General features: G+C 38.6%; 16 protein-coding genes and 2 pseudogenes. 3 read left to right on the forward strand and 15 right to left on the reverse strand.

Going from position 1 to position 17,022, the window contains the following annotated elements; translation table 11 throughout:
- Window positions 1-90: 90 nt before the first annotated feature.
- The 4 genes from AC1M9M_RS09810 to lgt all read right to left on the reverse strand — a co-directional run bounded on the left by AC1M9M_RS09810 (window position 91) and on the right by lgt (window position 2,385).
- Window positions 91-582, reverse strand: coding sequence for a lipocalin family protein (locus AC1M9M_RS09810; RefSeq protein ID WP_481591567.1), 492 nt, complete (start codon window positions 580-582; stop codon window positions 91-93).
- A 147-nt stretch (window positions 583-729) separates the two neighbouring features.
- Window positions 730-1,032, reverse strand: a complete 303-nt coding sequence (locus AC1M9M_RS09815) for a hypothetical protein (protein ID WP_180028343.1) — start codon at window positions 1,030-1,032, stop codon at window positions 730-732.
- An 81-nt stretch (window positions 1,033-1,113) separates the two neighbouring features.
- Window positions 1,114-1,485 carry a hypothetical protein gene (locus AC1M9M_RS09820; protein ID WP_481591589.1) on the reverse strand — a complete coding sequence of 124 codons (372 nt, stop codon included), beginning with the start codon at window positions 1,483-1,485 and terminating at the stop codon, window positions 1,114-1,116.
- Between the two features lie 84 nt (window positions 1,486-1,569).
- Window positions 1,570-2,385, reverse strand: a complete 816-nt coding sequence (lgt, locus tag AC1M9M_RS09825) for a prolipoprotein diacylglyceryl transferase (protein ID WP_035266733.1) — start codon at window positions 2,383-2,385, stop codon at window positions 1,570-1,572.
- Window positions 2,386-2,478: 93 nt separating this feature from the next.
- Between lgt and AC1M9M_RS09830 the strand changes: the two genes are divergently transcribed.
- Window positions 2,479-3,282, forward strand: a complete 804-nt coding sequence (locus AC1M9M_RS09830; RefSeq protein WP_481596235.1) for an NRDE family protein — start codon at window positions 2,479-2,481, stop codon at window positions 3,280-3,282.
- Window positions 3,283-3,309: 27 nt separating this feature from the next.
- Here the strand turns inward: AC1M9M_RS09830 and AC1M9M_RS09835 are convergent, their stop codons facing one another.
- From AC1M9M_RS09835 to tatA, 4 genes and pseudogenes are all read right to left on the reverse strand, one after another.
- On the reverse strand, window positions 3,310-5,517 hold the full coding sequence (locus tag AC1M9M_RS09835) for a PhoX family protein (protein ID WP_481596236.1): 2,208 nt from the start codon (window positions 5,515-5,517) through the stop codon (window positions 3,310-3,312).
- A 165-nt stretch (window positions 5,518-5,682) separates the two neighbouring features.
- A complete protein-coding gene (gene tatC, locus AC1M9M_RS09840) occupies window positions 5,683-6,465 on the reverse strand; it encodes a twin-arginine translocase subunit TatC (protein ID WP_481596237.1) in 783 nt (260 codons plus the stop codon).
- Between the two features lie 205 nt (window positions 6,466-6,670).
- A pseudogene (gene tatB / locus AC1M9M_RS09845) lies at window positions 6,671-6,926 on the reverse strand (Sec-independent protein translocase protein TatB); the annotation flags it as partial.
- 15 nt (window positions 6,927-6,941) lie between these two features.
- Complete coding sequence (gene tatA, locus AC1M9M_RS09850; protein ID WP_481596238.1) at window positions 6,942-7,169, reverse strand: Sec-independent protein translocase subunit TatA; 228 nt, start codon at window positions 7,167-7,169, stop codon at window positions 6,942-6,944.
- Between the two features lie 172 nt (window positions 7,170-7,341).
- Between tatA and AC1M9M_RS09855 the strand changes: the two are divergent.
- Window positions 7,342-8,212, forward strand: a pseudogene (locus AC1M9M_RS09855) (AEC family transporter).
- Here AC1M9M_RS09855 and rdgB read toward each other — a convergent pair.
- A complete protein-coding gene (gene rdgB / locus AC1M9M_RS09860) occupies window positions 8,209-8,838 on the reverse strand; it encodes an RdgB/HAM1 family non-canonical purine NTP pyrophosphatase (RefSeq protein WP_481587585.1) in 630 nt (209 codons plus the stop codon). The pseudogene AC1M9M_RS09855 and the gene rdgB overlap by 4 nt on opposite strands.
- Window positions 8,839-8,932: 94 nt before the next feature.
- On the opposite strand from rdgB, the gene AC1M9M_RS09865 reads away from it, so the two are divergent.
- Window positions 8,933-9,388, forward strand: coding sequence for a GNAT family N-acetyltransferase (locus AC1M9M_RS09865; RefSeq protein ID WP_481596239.1), 456 nt, complete (start codon window positions 8,933-8,935; stop codon window positions 9,386-9,388).
- A 42-nt stretch (window positions 9,389-9,430) separates the two neighbouring features.
- Here AC1M9M_RS09865 and AC1M9M_RS09870 read toward each other — a convergent pair whose 3' ends face one another.
- The 6 genes from AC1M9M_RS09870 to AC1M9M_RS09895 all read right to left on the reverse strand — a co-directional run bounded on the left by AC1M9M_RS09870 (window position 9,431) and on the right by AC1M9M_RS09895 (window position 16,928).
- Window positions 9,431-10,021, reverse strand: a complete 591-nt coding sequence (locus AC1M9M_RS09870) for a tetratricopeptide repeat protein (RefSeq protein ID WP_481596240.1) — start codon at window positions 10,019-10,021, stop codon at window positions 9,431-9,433.
- Window positions 10,018-10,611 (reverse strand): methionine biosynthesis protein MetW, encoded by a 594-nt coding sequence (gene metW, locus AC1M9M_RS09875; RefSeq protein ID WP_035265257.1) that lies wholly within the window; start codon window positions 10,609-10,611, stop codon window positions 10,018-10,020. Before metW ends, AC1M9M_RS09870 begins: the two co-directional genes overlap by 4 nt.
- On the reverse strand, window positions 10,611-11,771 hold the full coding sequence (metX, locus tag AC1M9M_RS09880) for a homoserine O-succinyltransferase MetX (protein WP_035265259.1): 1,161 nt from the start codon (window positions 11,769-11,771) through the stop codon (window positions 10,611-10,613). The genes metW and metX overlap by 1 nt, the downstream gene beginning before the upstream one ends.
- A gap of 101 nt (window positions 11,772-11,872) precedes the next feature.
- The gene (gene leuA, locus AC1M9M_RS09885) at window positions 11,873-13,570 is read right to left on the reverse strand and encodes a 2-isopropylmalate synthase (RefSeq protein WP_035265262.1); all 1,698 of its coding nucleotides are present in this window, start codon (window positions 13,568-13,570) and stop codon (window positions 11,873-11,875) included.
- A gap of 318 nt (window positions 13,571-13,888) precedes the next feature.
- On the reverse strand, window positions 13,889-14,572 hold the full coding sequence (locus AC1M9M_RS09890) for a Fe2+-dependent dioxygenase (RefSeq protein ID WP_481596278.1): 684 nt from the start codon (window positions 14,570-14,572) through the stop codon (window positions 13,889-13,891).
- Window positions 14,573-14,636: 64 nt separating this feature from the next.
- Window positions 14,637-16,928, reverse strand: a complete 2,292-nt coding sequence (locus AC1M9M_RS09895; protein WP_481596241.1) for a TonB-dependent receptor — start codon at window positions 16,926-16,928, stop codon at window positions 14,637-14,639.
- Window positions 16,929-17,022 lie beyond the last annotated feature (94 nt).

Here is a 17,022-nt window from a genome sequence, read left to right on the forward strand (position 1 = left end):
CCTTACGGAATAGACTCTTTGAAAGCGAGTAATTAAAGAAATAAGAAAGCACCCTTTAGGGTGCTCTCATTTAACACAAAATTTTAGGGCTTAAACAGTTTTGTGTCCTGTATGTACAGTATGAATTAAATCGCTTAGGTCATAACCAATGGATTGAGCATATGCTAGATACGCTTGCTTGATAGATTCATTTAACACAGGTTCACGGTGCAGAATCCAAAGATATTTTTGATTAGGTTCACCGACTAAAGCAGTTTGATAATTTTCATCGATCTTAAGTACCCAATAATCACCCTTAGTGAATGGAATCCAACGAAATCCTTCAGGCAAAAAGCTGACTTCTAATTTGCCATGTTCAGCATCTACAACTGTGGCTTCGCCAATAGACTCATCCAGTTCTTTGTTGCCATCAAGACAACGATTTTGAACACGTACAGTTCCATCGCTGTTTAAGGTATAGACTGCCGAAATATCCGTACTGTCTTCAGGTTGATGCTTCATTGGTAAGCGTGCAATCTCATACCAAGTACCTAAATAGCGTTCAAGTTGGAAGTTAGATACGGTCGTTAAATTTTGACTCATTATGATGTACTCCATTTAATCTAAATTAGATACATCCTTTGAGTATAGGCACAGTTTTGGAGTAGAAATAATACTGTTCTGTAGCAAAGCGTTAAGTGAGTGTGATTAATTTTATATTTATTTTCATTTGCTTAGTTGTTTTGAAATTCAGCGGGGTGTACGAGATGCATATAAACTCACTACGAATAATCCCACTGCGCTATAACCCATGAGTTGTACAAAAAGTGCAAAAAACTCTCTGCTATTTTGAAAGTTCAGCGCTGAAAGCATGAAGATAAAAAATACAATCAAGATGAAAGGACTAAAAGCATAATATGCTTTCAGCTGATGCTTTAGACGCTTAGATTGGATCAAAACATGATGAATAATGTGTAGACTTAAGCCTAAACATAAGCTCATTAGTGTCGATAGAAAATCAAGTTTTTTAATTTCAGCTGTCAACAGAATCACTACACACGTTGATATACAAATGATCAATTTAAGCGTGCGTGTGCATCGTTCCGAATACCAGAAATTTAACATAATGACGTTTTAATGCTGATGTTGATGAAGTAGTGACAGTGGAGAAAATAAGCAAATAGATAAAGCCATAAATCCTAATCCTTGAGCACCAGGTAAAAGAATTTCTCCATCCTTTGCATGTATGAAAATTAAGGCAAGTAGCAGAGCGATAGGAATCCAAGTAAATAATCGGTACATCAACCCTGTTGGATGGTGTGAAGCGAAATGAATTTTACAGTAACGGCAAATAAGAAAAACGATACCTGTGCCCACAAACATTAAGATCGCATCGAAGTTAAGCGGTTGCATCCAATATAACGTAGCGGTAGCACTCGTAATCAAAATAAAAAATAAAGCTTTGTGTTGTATTGAAACTTTAGGATCAAACCAAAACTCGAGCATAGTAATCTGAATCAAAGTAAATAAGTCAAAACTCTAGCACAAAAAAAGGTGAACAAGATGTTCACCTTTGAGGGCATGATTTACTTATTTGCCATTATTTTGTAGAGGACCCCAGTCATATACTTTCTTTTGGTAGGCATACCAAAGCATCCATAGCCCGATGAGAATCATTGGAACTGTAAGGAATTGTCCTTTGCTCATCCATCCGATAAATAATTGTCCATTATCTGGCTCACGGAAGAATTCAACTGTGAAGCGAGCGATGCCATATCCAATTAAGAAGAGGGCAGAAACAGCCATGCGTGGACGAGGTTTAGAACTAAACCACCACAGAACAATAAAAAGAATCAAACCCTCACAGAGTGCTTGGTAAAGTTGGGATGGATGTCGTACGAGTTGTAAAGGATCTGTAGGGAAAATCATACCCAATGCGAAATTTGGATCTGTGACTTGTCGGCCATAAAGTTCGCCGCCAATAAAGTTGCCAATACGACCAAACATCAGACCTGTTGGAACACATGGGGCAATAAAATCCAGTGTTTGGAACCAAGTCATTTTGTATTTTTTACACCACAATAACATGGCCAACATGACACCTAAGAAGCCGCCATGGAAGCTCATGCCACCTGTCCAAACTTGGAATAACCATATCGGATTTGCAAGGAATTGATCAAAACCATAAAAGAACACATAGCCTACTCGACCACCAATCACGACACCTAATGCACCGTAAAAGATGAGATCAGAGACCATGTCTGGTGTCCATCCTCGTTGCTTAGCACGGAATGTTGCCAAGCCCCAAGCAAATAAAAATGCGAGTAGATACATGAGTCCATACCAGTGAACTTGTAATGGACCCACAGATATTGCCACTGGGTCAATAGAAGGATAGGTCAGCATTGCTTTTCCTTTATATTATGTTTTGTGTCGATTCTAACGGAAAGACTGAAAAAATGTTGTACATTCAATGTGTAAAGTTCTAAGGATGCAACGATGTGTATTGTAGCAATCGCATGGCAAGTGTTGGATGAAACACCATTATGCTTAATTTCAAATCGGGATGAGTTTTATCACCGACCTGCTTCACAAATTCATAAGTGGGAAAATAGCCCAATTATTGCAGGTCAAGATTTACAATCTGGTGGGACATGGATGGGGATTACTGCTGCAGGGCGTTGGGCACTTGTGACAAATTACCGTGATGCAAATGATAAGAAGGAATATCCAACTTCAAGAGGACATATCATTCAGCAATATCTGGAATCCGATTTAGCACCGATCCGATTTGCCCAAGAATTAGAAAAAAAGCAATGTGATTACGCTGGATTTAACCTGTTTATTGGAACCTCTGATCAAGCGGTTTATATGAGTAATCGTGGTGAATCTCCACAAGTGCTTGCCAAAGGTGTATATGTGGTTTCCAATGGTGTATTAAGTGATCCATGGGAAAAAACCAAACATTTGCGTAAACGCTTTACACAAGAGTTCTTACCATTATTGCAATTAAATCCCAATGCTCAAAAAGCGTATGATTTAGAGTATGTCGTTTGGGATATCTTACAAGATGAAAGAAAAATTGATTTAGACTTATTACCTCAAACGGGCATATCAGTGGAAATGGAGCAGCTGTTATCTTCTACTTTTATACAAAGCCCGATATATGGAACACGATGCTCAAACTACCTGTTGTTGAAAAGAAACCAATGGACTTGGCTTGAAAAAACGCAGCAAGGTGAACATCAGAATCACATAGTCAAAATTGATCTGAATCTCTCAAAAAAAATGCCGACATCGTAGTCGGCATTTTCTATTTCAATGTTTGAATTAAGCAGCAGGAGTGTTTTCTTTCTTTTCTAGACTTTCCCCAACAATCTCGCCACCATCTTTACGTGTAATCACGACCGTTGCAGAGCGAGGACGTGTACCTTTACCACCGCTGATAGTGTTGCTGTGATTTGCAGGCCAAGTGCCACCTGGATGCTGAACATTCACAAAAATAGCTTTATAGTCTGGTGTCATCGTTACACCTGTAATTTCACAGCCTGAAGGGCCTGTTAAAAAACGACGTAACTTTGAATCATCAAGCTGTGCGCCAGCAGGAGTAAGTTGAGTGGCATTATTTGAACCAGCATTTGCAGAAGTCACTTTACCATCACTTACTTGACCTGGAAGTGCAGCAAGCATCATGCAATTCGTTTCATCTGTATAAGCGCCATCATCAGTCTGTACCCATAAGACACCACGTGGATCAAACCATAGGCCATCTGGACTTGAGAAATCATTTGCTGATGTGAGTCCAGATAGGTTTACACCCGGAAGTGAATCTTCTTCTGCGCCAAATAAGAAGATATCCCATACAAATGTTTTTGCTGTAACAGTATCACCAGTTTCACGGAAACGGATAATATGTCCGTTGATATTACCACGAGGACTACCACCTTTATCATTATCAGCATAATTACGAGGGTTGGCAGCATCAATTGTATGCTCACTTCCACGTAATGAGTTATTGGTTAAGGTGACATAAACCTCACCATTCTCTGGGTTTACTGCAACCCATTCTGGACGATCCATTTTGGTTGCACCAACTGCATCACCTGCTAAACGGGCATTTACCAATACATCAGCTTGATCTGTAAATTTGTATTTTGAATAACTAGCAATTAGTGGATTGGAGATATTGAGTTCAATCCACTCACCAGACGTCTTTTGAGTTGCTTCATTAAAGTTAAATTTAGCAACATAGAATTTACCGTTATTCATATATTTATCGCCAGCAGCATAACCACCGTTGATATCTTTAGGGTCCCAAACCGCATCTGAAACAAATTTATAGATATATTCGCCTTGAGAGTCATCCCCCATATAGAAGGCTAGTGGTTGCCCAGGAATGGCACGACTGACACGACAATCTTCATGTGCAAAACGTCCAAGAGCTGTACGTTTTACTGGGCGTTGACGACCATCAAACGGGTCAATTTCAACAATCCAACCAAATGTATTTGGTGAGTTTCTAAAATCTTGAGTTGCAGAAGATGCAGAGACTTTAGTTAACCAGCGCTCATAAACATCTTGAGGGAACAGTTGTGCTTGAACTGTGTGCCACTTATAAGAACTATTTGAAGCAATTTTATAGCGTTTTAACGACTCCAAATCCTTTTCAGAACGATCTTTATCATCGCGAGTAAAGTATTGGTTAAAGTTTTCTTCGGTGGTTAAGTATGTGCCCCAAGGCGTATAACCGTTACCACAGTTATTGATCGTACCTAATGTAAATGTGCCTTCTGGACTGATCTTGGTTTGTACCAATTCATGCCCTTTTACAGGACCAGCGAAATCGATCGGTGTTGCAGCTGTAATTCGACGGTTGAATACAGAGCGTTTGTTTAGAGTGACTTGTTGAGTTGTAGGATTTTTTTGTACTTCAATCACTGAAACGCCGTGACAGTTGATTTCACGTAATGCTTCATCTTCAGAACGAATATCCGCTGAAATGGTATTATTCGCTGGATGTAAAATTGCTTTGTTATCTACATATTCATGGTTGAGTACCAGTAAACCTACATTTGACTCGTCTTGATCATAACGGCTATTTTTCATGCCGAAATATGTCATACCGTCATGACATTCACCTGAACGCATGGTAAATGAAGCACCACTCGGAATATTATCTGCATCCCATTCAGGCATACCTTCAAAAAGCGGGTCTCCTAGTGCATAAATAACACGTGCTTCATATCCTTCAGGCACTGTGAATTCATTTTTAATATTTTTATCAACCGCTTTAAATGTTAGTTCAGTTGGCGTTTTTGATTTGTCGAATTCAGGTAGAGAAGGATTTGAGTTGTTATTGTCATTGTCGTCACTGTTACAGCCTGCTACTGAAGCCGCTACTGTCAATGCTACTGCACCACCAGCAGTCTTCTTGATGAGATCTCTACGCGTAATTTGCTTTTCAAGTAAATGGTGAAATTCTGGATTCCCCGAATCATTGCTATCGTAATCATCGTTAAAAGGTGTTAAATCAGTCATGTTCGTTCCTAGCATCTTGCTTGGTAGTTTTTAGCGTCACAAACAACTTAATGCGGAATCATGACAATCAAGTGATAGATTTATGTCAGTTGAATTAAGCTTTTATTTAAAGAATATGAAAAAGGTGAGTATTAATACTCACCTATATTAAACAGCGGAAAGATATTAAATAGTTGACTTAGCTCTTCTGTTTTCGAGTAATTTTCCAAACAAAAGTCCCAATTCAAATAACATCCACATTGGTATCGCTAACATAATCATCGAGAGTGCATCTGGCGGCGTCACAAACATAGAAACGAAGAAACAACCTACAATAATAAAACGTCTTTTTTCAACCAATTGTTCTGTGGTAACTACCCCAATCATAATGAGTAATAATGTCACAATTGGAATTTCAAAAGTTAAACCAAAAACCAAGAATAATTTTAAACAGAAACTCAGATAGCTATTAATGTCAGTCATGGGTGCAACCGTTTCAGGTGCAACGCTAATGAAAAAATGTAAAATCGAAGGGAGGGCTATAAAGTAAGCAAAAGCAACACCTGCATAAAATAATGTAATACTTCCGATGAGTAATGGTAGAGCTAAAGCTTTCTCATTTTTATATAGCGCCGGTCTGACAAAAGCCCATATTTGATAAATGATAAATGGCATAGCGATCATTAGAGCAACGAAGAAGTTTAACTTAAATGGTGCCATAAATGTCGTGGTGACATCAGTTGCAATCATTGATGAATTTATTGGGAGTTGAGCTCTAAGAGGCTCAGACATCATTTGATAGCTTTGATTTGCAAATGGTAATAAACAAAAGAATAAAACGAGAATGACCCCAACTATTCTAAATAAATATTTTCTTAAAATAATAAGATGCTTGGTTATTGGCATTTCTTCAAGCTGAGGATTTTCCTCATTTGAAGAGATGATATTTGGGAGAGTATTGTGACTCATACTGCCTCCGCTAAGACTACATACGGTTTATTGTGTTGCGCGGAATTTTGAATATGAATAAAACTTTGCTTAGGTGTAGCGTGTCCTCTAAAAGGAACTGCTGTACTTTGCTGAACGTTTAAATACACATAAACAGGGCTTGTTTCAGAGCGAATCTGTTGATGGATAGGTGGATTTAAATATTCATCGCTTAATACTGTGTGTTTTTCAATTTCCTGCATTTGCGCTTTCATTTTTTCTTCTAATTCTTGAATGCGCTTCATTTCAGTCTGCATTTGTTCTTTAAGTTCAGACATTCTTAGTTCACGATCAATATCATTTTGTACATTGCTGACCATACGCTTAATTTTGCCATACCATTTACCAGCAAATCGCGCACCCTCAGGAAGCTTTTCAGGTCCAAGAACAAGCAATGCAATGATGCCAAACATTAATAGTTCAGCCATACCAATATTCAGCATTACTGTTACCTACCTTTAATGTTTCGCTGTTGAGTTCAAATCATGAGATGTTTGATGTTCAATCGTGTGTGGTTCTTTTAATTGAGCAGATGTGCTCTGGTCTTCGTCATCCTTAATTGATTTTTTAAAATCTTTAACCGCACCACCAACATCTTTACCCAAATTTTTTAGCTTAGACGTACCGAACAAAAGTAAAACGACAATTGCGAAAATAAGTACGTGCCAAATTGATAATCCAGCCATGATATATTCCTTATTGAAAATGATCTTGAATGATTTCAACAGTTCTTTATGACAGCAAGTTGACGGAATTATTTCAGTTTGAAGTCATGGCTTTTTTATGTGTGCAAGAGACTTATCCTGAAGTGAAATAGATGTTGTGCTAAGATGAGAAAAAATCTATTTCATATTTAATATGGTTCTTCTACTCCCACTAGTCTCCTTTCTTATCGGCTATTTTGGCGTAGAATATTTACAAAAAATTCGTCCCTTTATGGCGATGTTGTTGGCGAAAGTGCTGATTCCTCTCATCATTATTTACAATATGGTGTTTTACCAAGAGGGCAGTATATGGTTGATGTTATTTAGTTTTATCGCTTCATTTTTGCTGTATTTATTTGTTTATTACCGTACAAAAGACAAATTAGTCTCCTTATGTTCCAGTTACCTAAACATGGCTTGGCTTTCCATTTGCATTCGCTATTTTTGGTGCGCAAGCATCTAGTCCTATGGTTGCACTTTATGTCGGGGGCTCTATTTTTGGTAATATTTGTGCAGTGACCGTATTAAGTGCTGAAAAGCAGTCTGCGATGGAGATTTTGAGAAAGTTGACTTTCTCTCCACCGATTTTAGCTTTACTAGTTGCTGGTTTTCTTTCGTTATGGAATGTTAGTCATTTTCAGCAGAATGCAATAATTCAATCATTGTATATATTGGATAAGTGGTTAATGACCTTTACAGGGATGTGTATCCTTGGGATGTGGTTATCTCAAGTAAAAATTCACTTGTCCGACTTAATTGAAAGTTTAAAACTTGCTTTGATTAAATTTTTATTTGGTTTAGTGTGCTGTGCGGTAGCCTATTTGCTTCTACCGATTCCTCACGAACTGGTTATTATTGCGCTGATGTCTATGTTTTTTTTATTGCCACCCGCAGCGAATATTGTTGCTTTAGAAACACATTATTCAGGAACAGGCGTTTCAGCCCAATATATCGCAGCGGGTACCATCGTAAGTTGCATGACAATTGGTTTATTTGCCATGGTTTATCATGGACTGATCGTTTAGTTCGTTTCGAGGCTTGCTTTGAATAACTGCATGGCTTGACCACGATGACTGATCTTATTTTTTTCTTCTTTGGTCATTTCAGCGCTACTAATATTGAGTTCAGGTAGCCAAAACAGTGGGTCGTAGCCAAAACCATTTTTGCCACGTGCTACTTCCAAAATTTCACCTTTCCAGATTCCTTGGAAAATCTGAGGTAAAGGATCTTCAGCGTGTTGAACTAAGGCGAGTACACACACAAACATCCCTTCAATCACGTCACCATTGTTACGTAATGGTGCTAAATCCGCCAGTAATTTAGCATTATTGGCAGCATCATCGCCATGCTCACCAGCATAACGTGCAGAGTAAATACCAGGAGCACCACCAAGTGCAGGGACGCAAATACCTGAGTCATCTGCTATAGCTGGTTTACCCGAAATCTTAGAGGCATGTCGTGCTTTGATAATGGCATTTTCAACAAAACTTAACCCATCTTCCACCGCATCCTCAATGTTCAGTTGTCCTTGAGGCACAACGTTAACAGGGAGTTTTAATTCTTCAAATAACTTTTCGAACTCAGCTATTTTCCCTTTATTGTTGCTCGCTAAAACCAAAGTACCTTGATCTAACCAATCTTTAGACGCCATGTTGAATCACTTTCTGTTTCAAATTTGAAGCTATTCTAACGGATATTTGCGATGATACAGATGAACTCATCTTTAAAATAACCAATCATTAAACATGACAAATTTAAATAGCATTCATATTCGTCAAGCCGAGATCGCGGATGCTGAAAATATTGCATCCTGTATTGCTTTAGCTTTGAATCACTTTGATGAAATGCCAAAAAGTAAGTCCCTATTTTCAAAAGAAGCTCTTGTATCGCACATCAATCATCAAGAGATAAAATACTTTGTTGCAGAATTAGAGCAGTCGCTTGTGGGGGTGATTGCTTACAAACAACCCGCCCATATTTTTCATTTTTTTGTTCATCCAAATCTGCAATTTCAAGGCGTTGGAACTCATTTATTTAATTATGTGTTAGATCAATTAACTCAAACGGATATCCAACAGATAACAGTCAATGCACATATAGGGGCTGTTCATTTTTATAAAAAATTAGGTTTTACTTCACATAGTGAAGTGGACATATTCGAAGATATGAAATTCATAAGAATGAAGAAGATGATCGAATAAAAAAAGCACCGATAGGTGCTTTCTTCAAACTTATAAGCGTAATTAACGGCTTTGAATCCATTGATCAGCACGGTCACGTGCAGTACGAATTTGTTCTGGTGTCAGGTTGGCAGCCAAAGCCGTCTTTTTCGTCTCAGACATATTGATCACTTTATTATCTAACATGCCATCACGTGTAGAAAGCTCATACCATTGGTAAGCACCCATATAGTTTTTCTTTTGCTCTTCCATAACGGCTAAATTGAAGCTTGCACGATTGTCACCATGACTTGCTGCTTTTTCGAAGTATTGGCGAGCTAAGGTTTCATTTTTAGTAACACCAATACCATCAGCATACATACGACCCACATTCAGCTGAGCAGATGAAATACCTTGATCGGCTGCTGCCTTATACCAAACGAAAGCTTGTTTTAGGTCTTTAGTAACATCTTTACCATGTTGATAATGTGTTGCCAGATAAAACTGGGCAGCCGGTTGACCTGCTCGAGCAGCTTTTTGCAGCTCAGATACAGGCATACGTGAATACTGTGCAGCCAGTGCAGAAGTTGATGGTTGTTGAGGTACATAATCTGCATGAACTTGGAAACTCAACAACCCTAGAAATAATGAAGTACCTAAGAATAACTTTTTCATAGAGCGCTCACTCGATAAATCGCGACCTCGCCAAACAAGTTCGGGATATGCTTGCTGAGCAAACTCCCTTGTTGATTCCCATTCACGGCTAAACGGTCAATAATTTTAATTTGATTCTCAGCACAAAGTGCTTCGAAATCCTTAAACGTGCACAGATGGATATTTGGAGTGTTATACCACATATAGGGTAAGGCATCCGAAACAGGCATTTTCCCTTTTAAAGCAAGGAAAGAGCGTGTTTTCCAGTGTGCAAAGTTAGGAAAAGTAATAATTGCTTGTTTCCCAACACGCACCATATCGCGCAAAAGCACATCTGGTGCATCTACAGCTTGCAAAGCTTGTGCCATGACAACATAGTCAAATGACTGGTCTGCAAAGCGTCCCAAACCGAGGTTCAAGTCTTGTTGGATGATATTTAACCCTCGACTGACTGCAATTGCAATCTTTTCTTGATCGATTTCTAATCCGTATGCACGAATGTTGTGCTTTTTGCTCATATGAGCCAGTAATTCACCATCGCCACAACCAAGATCTAAAACGCTTGAATCAGGTTTAATCCATTTTTCTGCAAGCTTCTGATCGATACGCATTACACGGTCTCCTTAGGGGTTGAAGCAAGATGGTCTACACCACCTAAGAAAGCCCTTAAAGTTTTGACATATAAAGGGATAGGGAACAAGAACGAGTCATGACCTTGTTCTGCATCAATATCAACATAGCTCACAGGCTTATGATTGGTAATCAATGCATCCACAATCTCAACAGATCGGGAAGGAGAGAATCTCCAATCCGTAGTAAATGAAATCACAAGGAATTTACATTTTGTATTCGACATTGCTTTAACTAAAGATTGTTCATACTCACGAGAAGGATCGAAGTAATCCAAAGCTTTAGTCATGATCAAGTAGGTATTCGCATCAAAGTTACGACTAAATTGTTCACCTTGATAACGAAGATAACTTTCAACTTGGAATTCAACATCGAAACCATACATGAATTTGCCAGATTTTAAATCACGACCAAATTTTTGTTTCATGGCTTCTTCAGAAAGGTAAGTAATGTGACCTACCATCCGCGCTAGAATAAGACCACGTTTAGGATAGCTATCTTTTTCTAAATAGCGACCATGATGAAAATCAGGATCGGACAAAATGGATTGGCGCGCGACCTCATTAAATGCGATATTTTGCGCTGAAAGTTTAGGCGCACTGGCAATAATGACACAGTTATTTAATCGGTCAGGATAATCTACAGACCACTGAAGTGCCTGCATGCCTCCCAAAGAGCCACCAATAATAGAGTGCCAAACAGTGATACCAAGACGATCAGACAGCATTGCTTGAGTTTTAACCCAATCGCGCACGGTCACTAATGGAAAATCTGGACCATAAGGACGATTTTCATTTTCAGGATTTGGGGAGGTTGGTCCTGTTGATCCGTTACAACCACCAATATTGTTTAATGCCACCACAAAAAATGTATTGGTATCAATTGCTTTGCCTGGCCCAATACAAGCATCCCACCAACCTGCTTTTTTATCATCTTCATGGTGATAACCAGCAGCATGATGATGACCAGAAAGCGCATGGCAGATCAAAATTGCATTAGATTTATCTGCATTGAGTGTGCCATAAGTTTCGACCATCAATTCGAAACGTGGTAAAACGCGGCCACATTCTAATGCGAGTGGTTCTTCAAATTGGAACTTTTGTGGAACAACAATGCCCACTGAGTCAGCTGGAAAAGACACAGGATAAATTCGCCTAAAATCTTAAGTATGAATAAATAAAAGGATACCACTTGAGGGTATCCTTCTAAAGTCATTTTCGTGCTAAATATTATTGCTAATATTTATACTGCCGCAGCGATCACTTGATCTGTGCTCAAAACACCTTGATCAATTAAACGATTTGTACATGCAATAATTCCTTCAATAGATGAAGTCACGATGTTGTCATGTACACCAGCACCGAATGCTGATTTACCTGTACCTTTGACTTGAAGTTCAATTAGTGCCAACGCTTTAGCATTTGCACCAGAACCAATGCTACGTTCTTCATAGTTCACAACATCGATTGGCAACTGTAAAGCATCTAAAATTGCAGAGATTGGTCCGTTGCCTTCACCACGTAGATGTTGAACTTGACCACCGACTTCAATATCTAATTCAATGACTTGATTGCCATTTTCATCAGATAATCGATAGTTTTTCGCGACATAATGTTTATCTTTCTGATTTACATATGTACTTTGGAATAAACTCCAAATTTGCTCAGCAGAAACTTCTACGCCTTCTTCGTCAGCTACCTGTTGCACGACTTGCGAGAACTCAATTTGTAAGCGACGTGGTAATACGACGTTGTAGTTCGACTCTAACAAGTATGCGATACCACCTTTACCTGATTGTGAATTGACACGAATGACTGCGTCATAATCACGTCCCAAATCTTTAGGATCAATTGGTAAGTAAGGCATGTCCCAAATTTCTTCGTTTTTCTGGAACTCAAAGCCTTTTTTAATCGCATCTTGGTGTGAGCCAGAAAATGCAGTAAATACTAAATCACCCGCATATGGATGACGTGGATGAACGGGTATACCTGTACATTCTTCAATAGTAGAAATGATTTCATTAATATTTGAAAAATCTAGATTTGGAGCGACACCTTGGGTATACATATTTAATGCAATCGCTGCAACGTCAACGTTACCTGTACGTTCACCATTACCAAATACACAACCTTCCACACGATCAGCACCAGCCATGATCGCTAACTCGGATGCTGCAATACCGCATCCACGGTCATTGTGACAGTGTACAGAAATAATGACACCATCGCGGCGTTGTAAGTTGCGATGCATCCATTCAACTTGGTCAGCGTAAACATGAGGCCCAGAAACTTCAACAGTCGCGGGTAGATTCAAGATAACTTTATTATCTGGGCGAGCATCCCAAATTTCAGTGACTGCATCACAGACATCTTTTGCAACTTCTAATTCAGTTGCGGTAAAGCATTCAGGAGAGTATTGGAACACCCATTCAGTTTCAGGATATTGTGCTGCATATTCTTTCACTTTTTGAGCCGCATTCACCGCTAAGGCTTTCGCACCCGCTACATCAACATTCAATACTTTTTGACGGAATGTTGGTGAGTTTGAATTATAGATATGCACAATTGCACGTTTGGCACCTTGTAATGATTCAAATGTACGTTGAATCAAGTGATCACGAGCTTGAACTAATACTTCGATATAGACATCATCTGGAATATGATTTTCTTCGATTAATTTACGGGTAAAGTCAAAATCAATCTGTGAGGCAGATGGAAAGCCAATTTCAATATGTTTGAAACCAATTTTCACCAACATTTGGAACATCTTGAACTTTTGTTCAATGTTCATTGGTTCGAAAATAGCTTGGTTACCGTCACGGAGGTCGGTGCTCATCCAGATAGGCGCTTTATTAATTTCGTTATTTGGCCATTGACGGTCAGGTAAGTCTACACGTTGGTACATGCGACGGTATTTTTTGCTTGGATCAGCCAACATCATGAGATAACTCCTTTCATAGCACAACATGCTTGGGTCTTGTGTAAAGGCACTGCGCTATTTATATCGATTGTGTCTATTCTATCAATTTACAAGTGGCTTACTGCATCATTTTGCTGAATTCCCTAAAAATCTTTTGAATATATAGAGCTTAGCTATACCGTCACAGTGCTTGTAAATTCTTTCTTTTAGTATAGTGCGATCTTCAAGAGAATTATTCCCTGATTTAGATCAAAGTATGATGAATGTGAAATTTTTTTTTCACAATATATTTTTTTTTAATAATATTTTTCATTATAAAAATTAACTGTGAAAAATAAATTATAGTTCTGCCCATTTTCGAATTAAATTGTGATAGAGGCTCGTGAGTTTGATGACTTGCTCATGTTGATCCCCTAATTCCATACGAAGTTGCTGAATAGATTGATCTAAAGTAAATAACATATGTCGATTTGAATCATCTCGAATCATACTTTGTACCCAAAAAAATGATGCCAAGCGACAACCCGATTGGATAGAAGTGACCTCATGTAAGCTAGTAGATGGATAAAGTATCAAATCTCCTGCAGGGAGTTTGACTTCGTGATATCCATAAGTATCTTCAATGACTAATTCACCGCCGTCATATTCGTGCGGATCACTCAAGAATAAAGTACAAGATAAATCTGTTCTCAAGCGTTCTTGTGAGCCTTGAACTCTGCGAATCGAATTGTCGACATGAAAACCGAATGATTGATGCTGTTCATAGCGATTAAACAGAGGAGGGATGATATCTAGTGGAATTGCTGCTGATAAGAATAAAGGATGTTGACCTAGGGATTCTAAAATAATATCACCTAGATGTTTGGTCAGGGGATGATCATTGGAAAGTTGCTGATTATGTTTCACTGTTGCAGAGAGTGTTCCAGCTGTTACCTTTCCATTGACCCAATCTACTTTAGACATTTCTTCACGAAAATATCGAACTTGTTCAGGGCTTAGAATATTTGGAATATGATGAATCACTACGATCACTCACTGCTTTAGGTGATGAAAAGCATAGCTTGTATAGAGCTATGCTGAAATGAAATTAAAACTTGAAATTTAAAGACAATACAGCATTTCGACCTTCAGCTTCAGTTGCATAATGCGAAGCATAAGCTTTCGTGAAATAACGTGTATCTGAGAGATTATTGACGTTCAATTGAAGATCAATATCTGAATTTACTTGATAGCGAGCCATGGCGTCATAACGAACATAGCCTGGTACAAATTTGGTATTTGCAGCATCTCCATACACTCGATCCATAGCTAAAACACCAGCACCTAATTGTAATTTAGGGAGAACTTGGTAAGTTGTCCACAAAGTGGCAGAGTGTTTTGCGACATTTTGGACTTGGTTACCATTAGTTGGGCTAGCCGAATAACTTCCATCGCTATTTTTGACATAACCTGCATCAACAATTTCACTATCTAAATATGTGTATCCTGCAGATAAAGCCCATTTATTTGTGATATTGCCGTTTAAGACTAATTCAACACCATCAACACGAGTCTCACCAATATTTCTTGTAAATCCATCATTATCTAAAGCGCGAGTATTTTCTTTTTCTGTACGGAAAATAGCAGCTGTAAGATTAATTTTGTTATTCAAAAGGTCCCATTTGGTTCCGATTTCATAGGTTTTGACTTCTTCAGGTTTGAGGTTGTTAATTGCTCTTGCTTGTGCATCAGTTGTATTGCGTCCTGGTACACTTAACCCTTCTGAACCATTACCAGCATCGATTCCAACGGGATTAGCTGAAGTCGCATAGCTTGCATAAATTGATCCATTTTCTCTTGGTTTAAAAGTTAATCCAGCTTGATAATTGAAGAAATCGTGTTTTGAATTATATTTTGTTCCTGCTTGAATTGCTGAAGTGCCTGAACCAGTATCTTGATTGTATTTCATTTCAGTTTCGAATTCATCCCAGCGAATACCAAGGTCAAGGAGCCACTGAGGATTAAGCTCAATATTATTTAGGGCATATACTGATTGTGTTTCAGATTTAATCTTCATGACATTTGGATTAGCTTGAACTTTACCTAGCCAAGCATCATTCGAATTGGGGTTATAAAGATCAGTACACCAACCATTTGAAATATTTAATGAGCATGCATTATTAGCACCACTACCGCCTATTAACGTGGTATTAGGGTCGGTTACAATGTTTGTGCCGCGTTCAGAATCTTGTTTACTGTATTCAGCACCCAAATTGAAATTATGTTTTATGATGCCTGTTTGGAGTTTACCTGTTAATGCGAGTTGATCTGTAAAACTGTCAGTGGTTGTTAGGTTGGTATTTAGACGACGCCAAACTTTTCCATTTGCGACGTTGCCCTGACTGTCATCTGGTTGAGTCCATAAGTAATTATTTTTTGATTTGCTATAGACAGCAGTATTCATCAAGCTTAGATTTTCGCTAAAATCGTGCTCTAGCTTAAGGGTCCCACTTTGATTTTCTTGCTTTTGAAAATCACGATTTAACCAACCGTAGTATGTACCCTGTTGAACATCAACGGGTGAGCCGACGGTCGCTTTTCTGTTAGTGTCGTATTTATATGGAATACCTGAATCTGGCTTATCATCAGACTTTAGGTAGTAGTAGGCTAGTGTCGCTCGAGTGGGCGTGTCTAACCCAAAGCTAATACTTGGTGCAATACCAGCACGTTCATATTCAGCGCCATTATGTTGTCCCGCTTTTTCATTCTGGTGACCCATTGCCACGACACGAGTCGTAATACCATTCCCAAAATCTTTATTTGCATCTAATGTGATACGTGCATAAGCATCAGTACCGCCAGCAACAGAGCCTTGGAAAGCATCTCCAGATTTGGCTAATTTGGAAATTAGGTTAATACTACCACCCGTAGAACCTCCACCACCTAAAGTAGAGGCGGAGCCTTTGGTGACTTCAACCTGTTCGACAGCAAACATTTCACGGTTTTGAGAAGTAGAGTTTCTTACACCGTCAACGTACATTGAACTTTCAGAGTTATAACCACGGATAAATGGACGGTCACCATTTGGGTTGCCACCTTCGCCCGCACCAAGTGTAATTCCTGGAACAGTTCTTAAAGCATCAGACAGCGTAGTCACTTGAGTATCTTGTATCTGTTTTTGAGAAATAACAGAGATTGATTTGGGAGTATCGAGTAGGGGAGCAACGTATTTAGCGTTTGAGGATTTGTCGACTTTAAATGACTGCTCTGATTGAGCCTCTGATTTAATTGTTTCTAAATGCGCTGTATCTTCTTGTGCGAAAGTTTGACCTGAAATAACAGCCAATGACGTTGCTATTGCAGATGAAACGATTTTTTTACGTGTCGTGATAAAGGCCATGTTCAACCTGATATGAATTTGTTTTCAGGTTGAGAATAATAATGATTCTTTTTTAGCTTTAACGGGTCTTAAAATTGATATTTGCGATTTAAGT

The sequence above is a fragment of the Acinetobacter sp. ANC_7503 genome, from assembly GCF_056780035.1.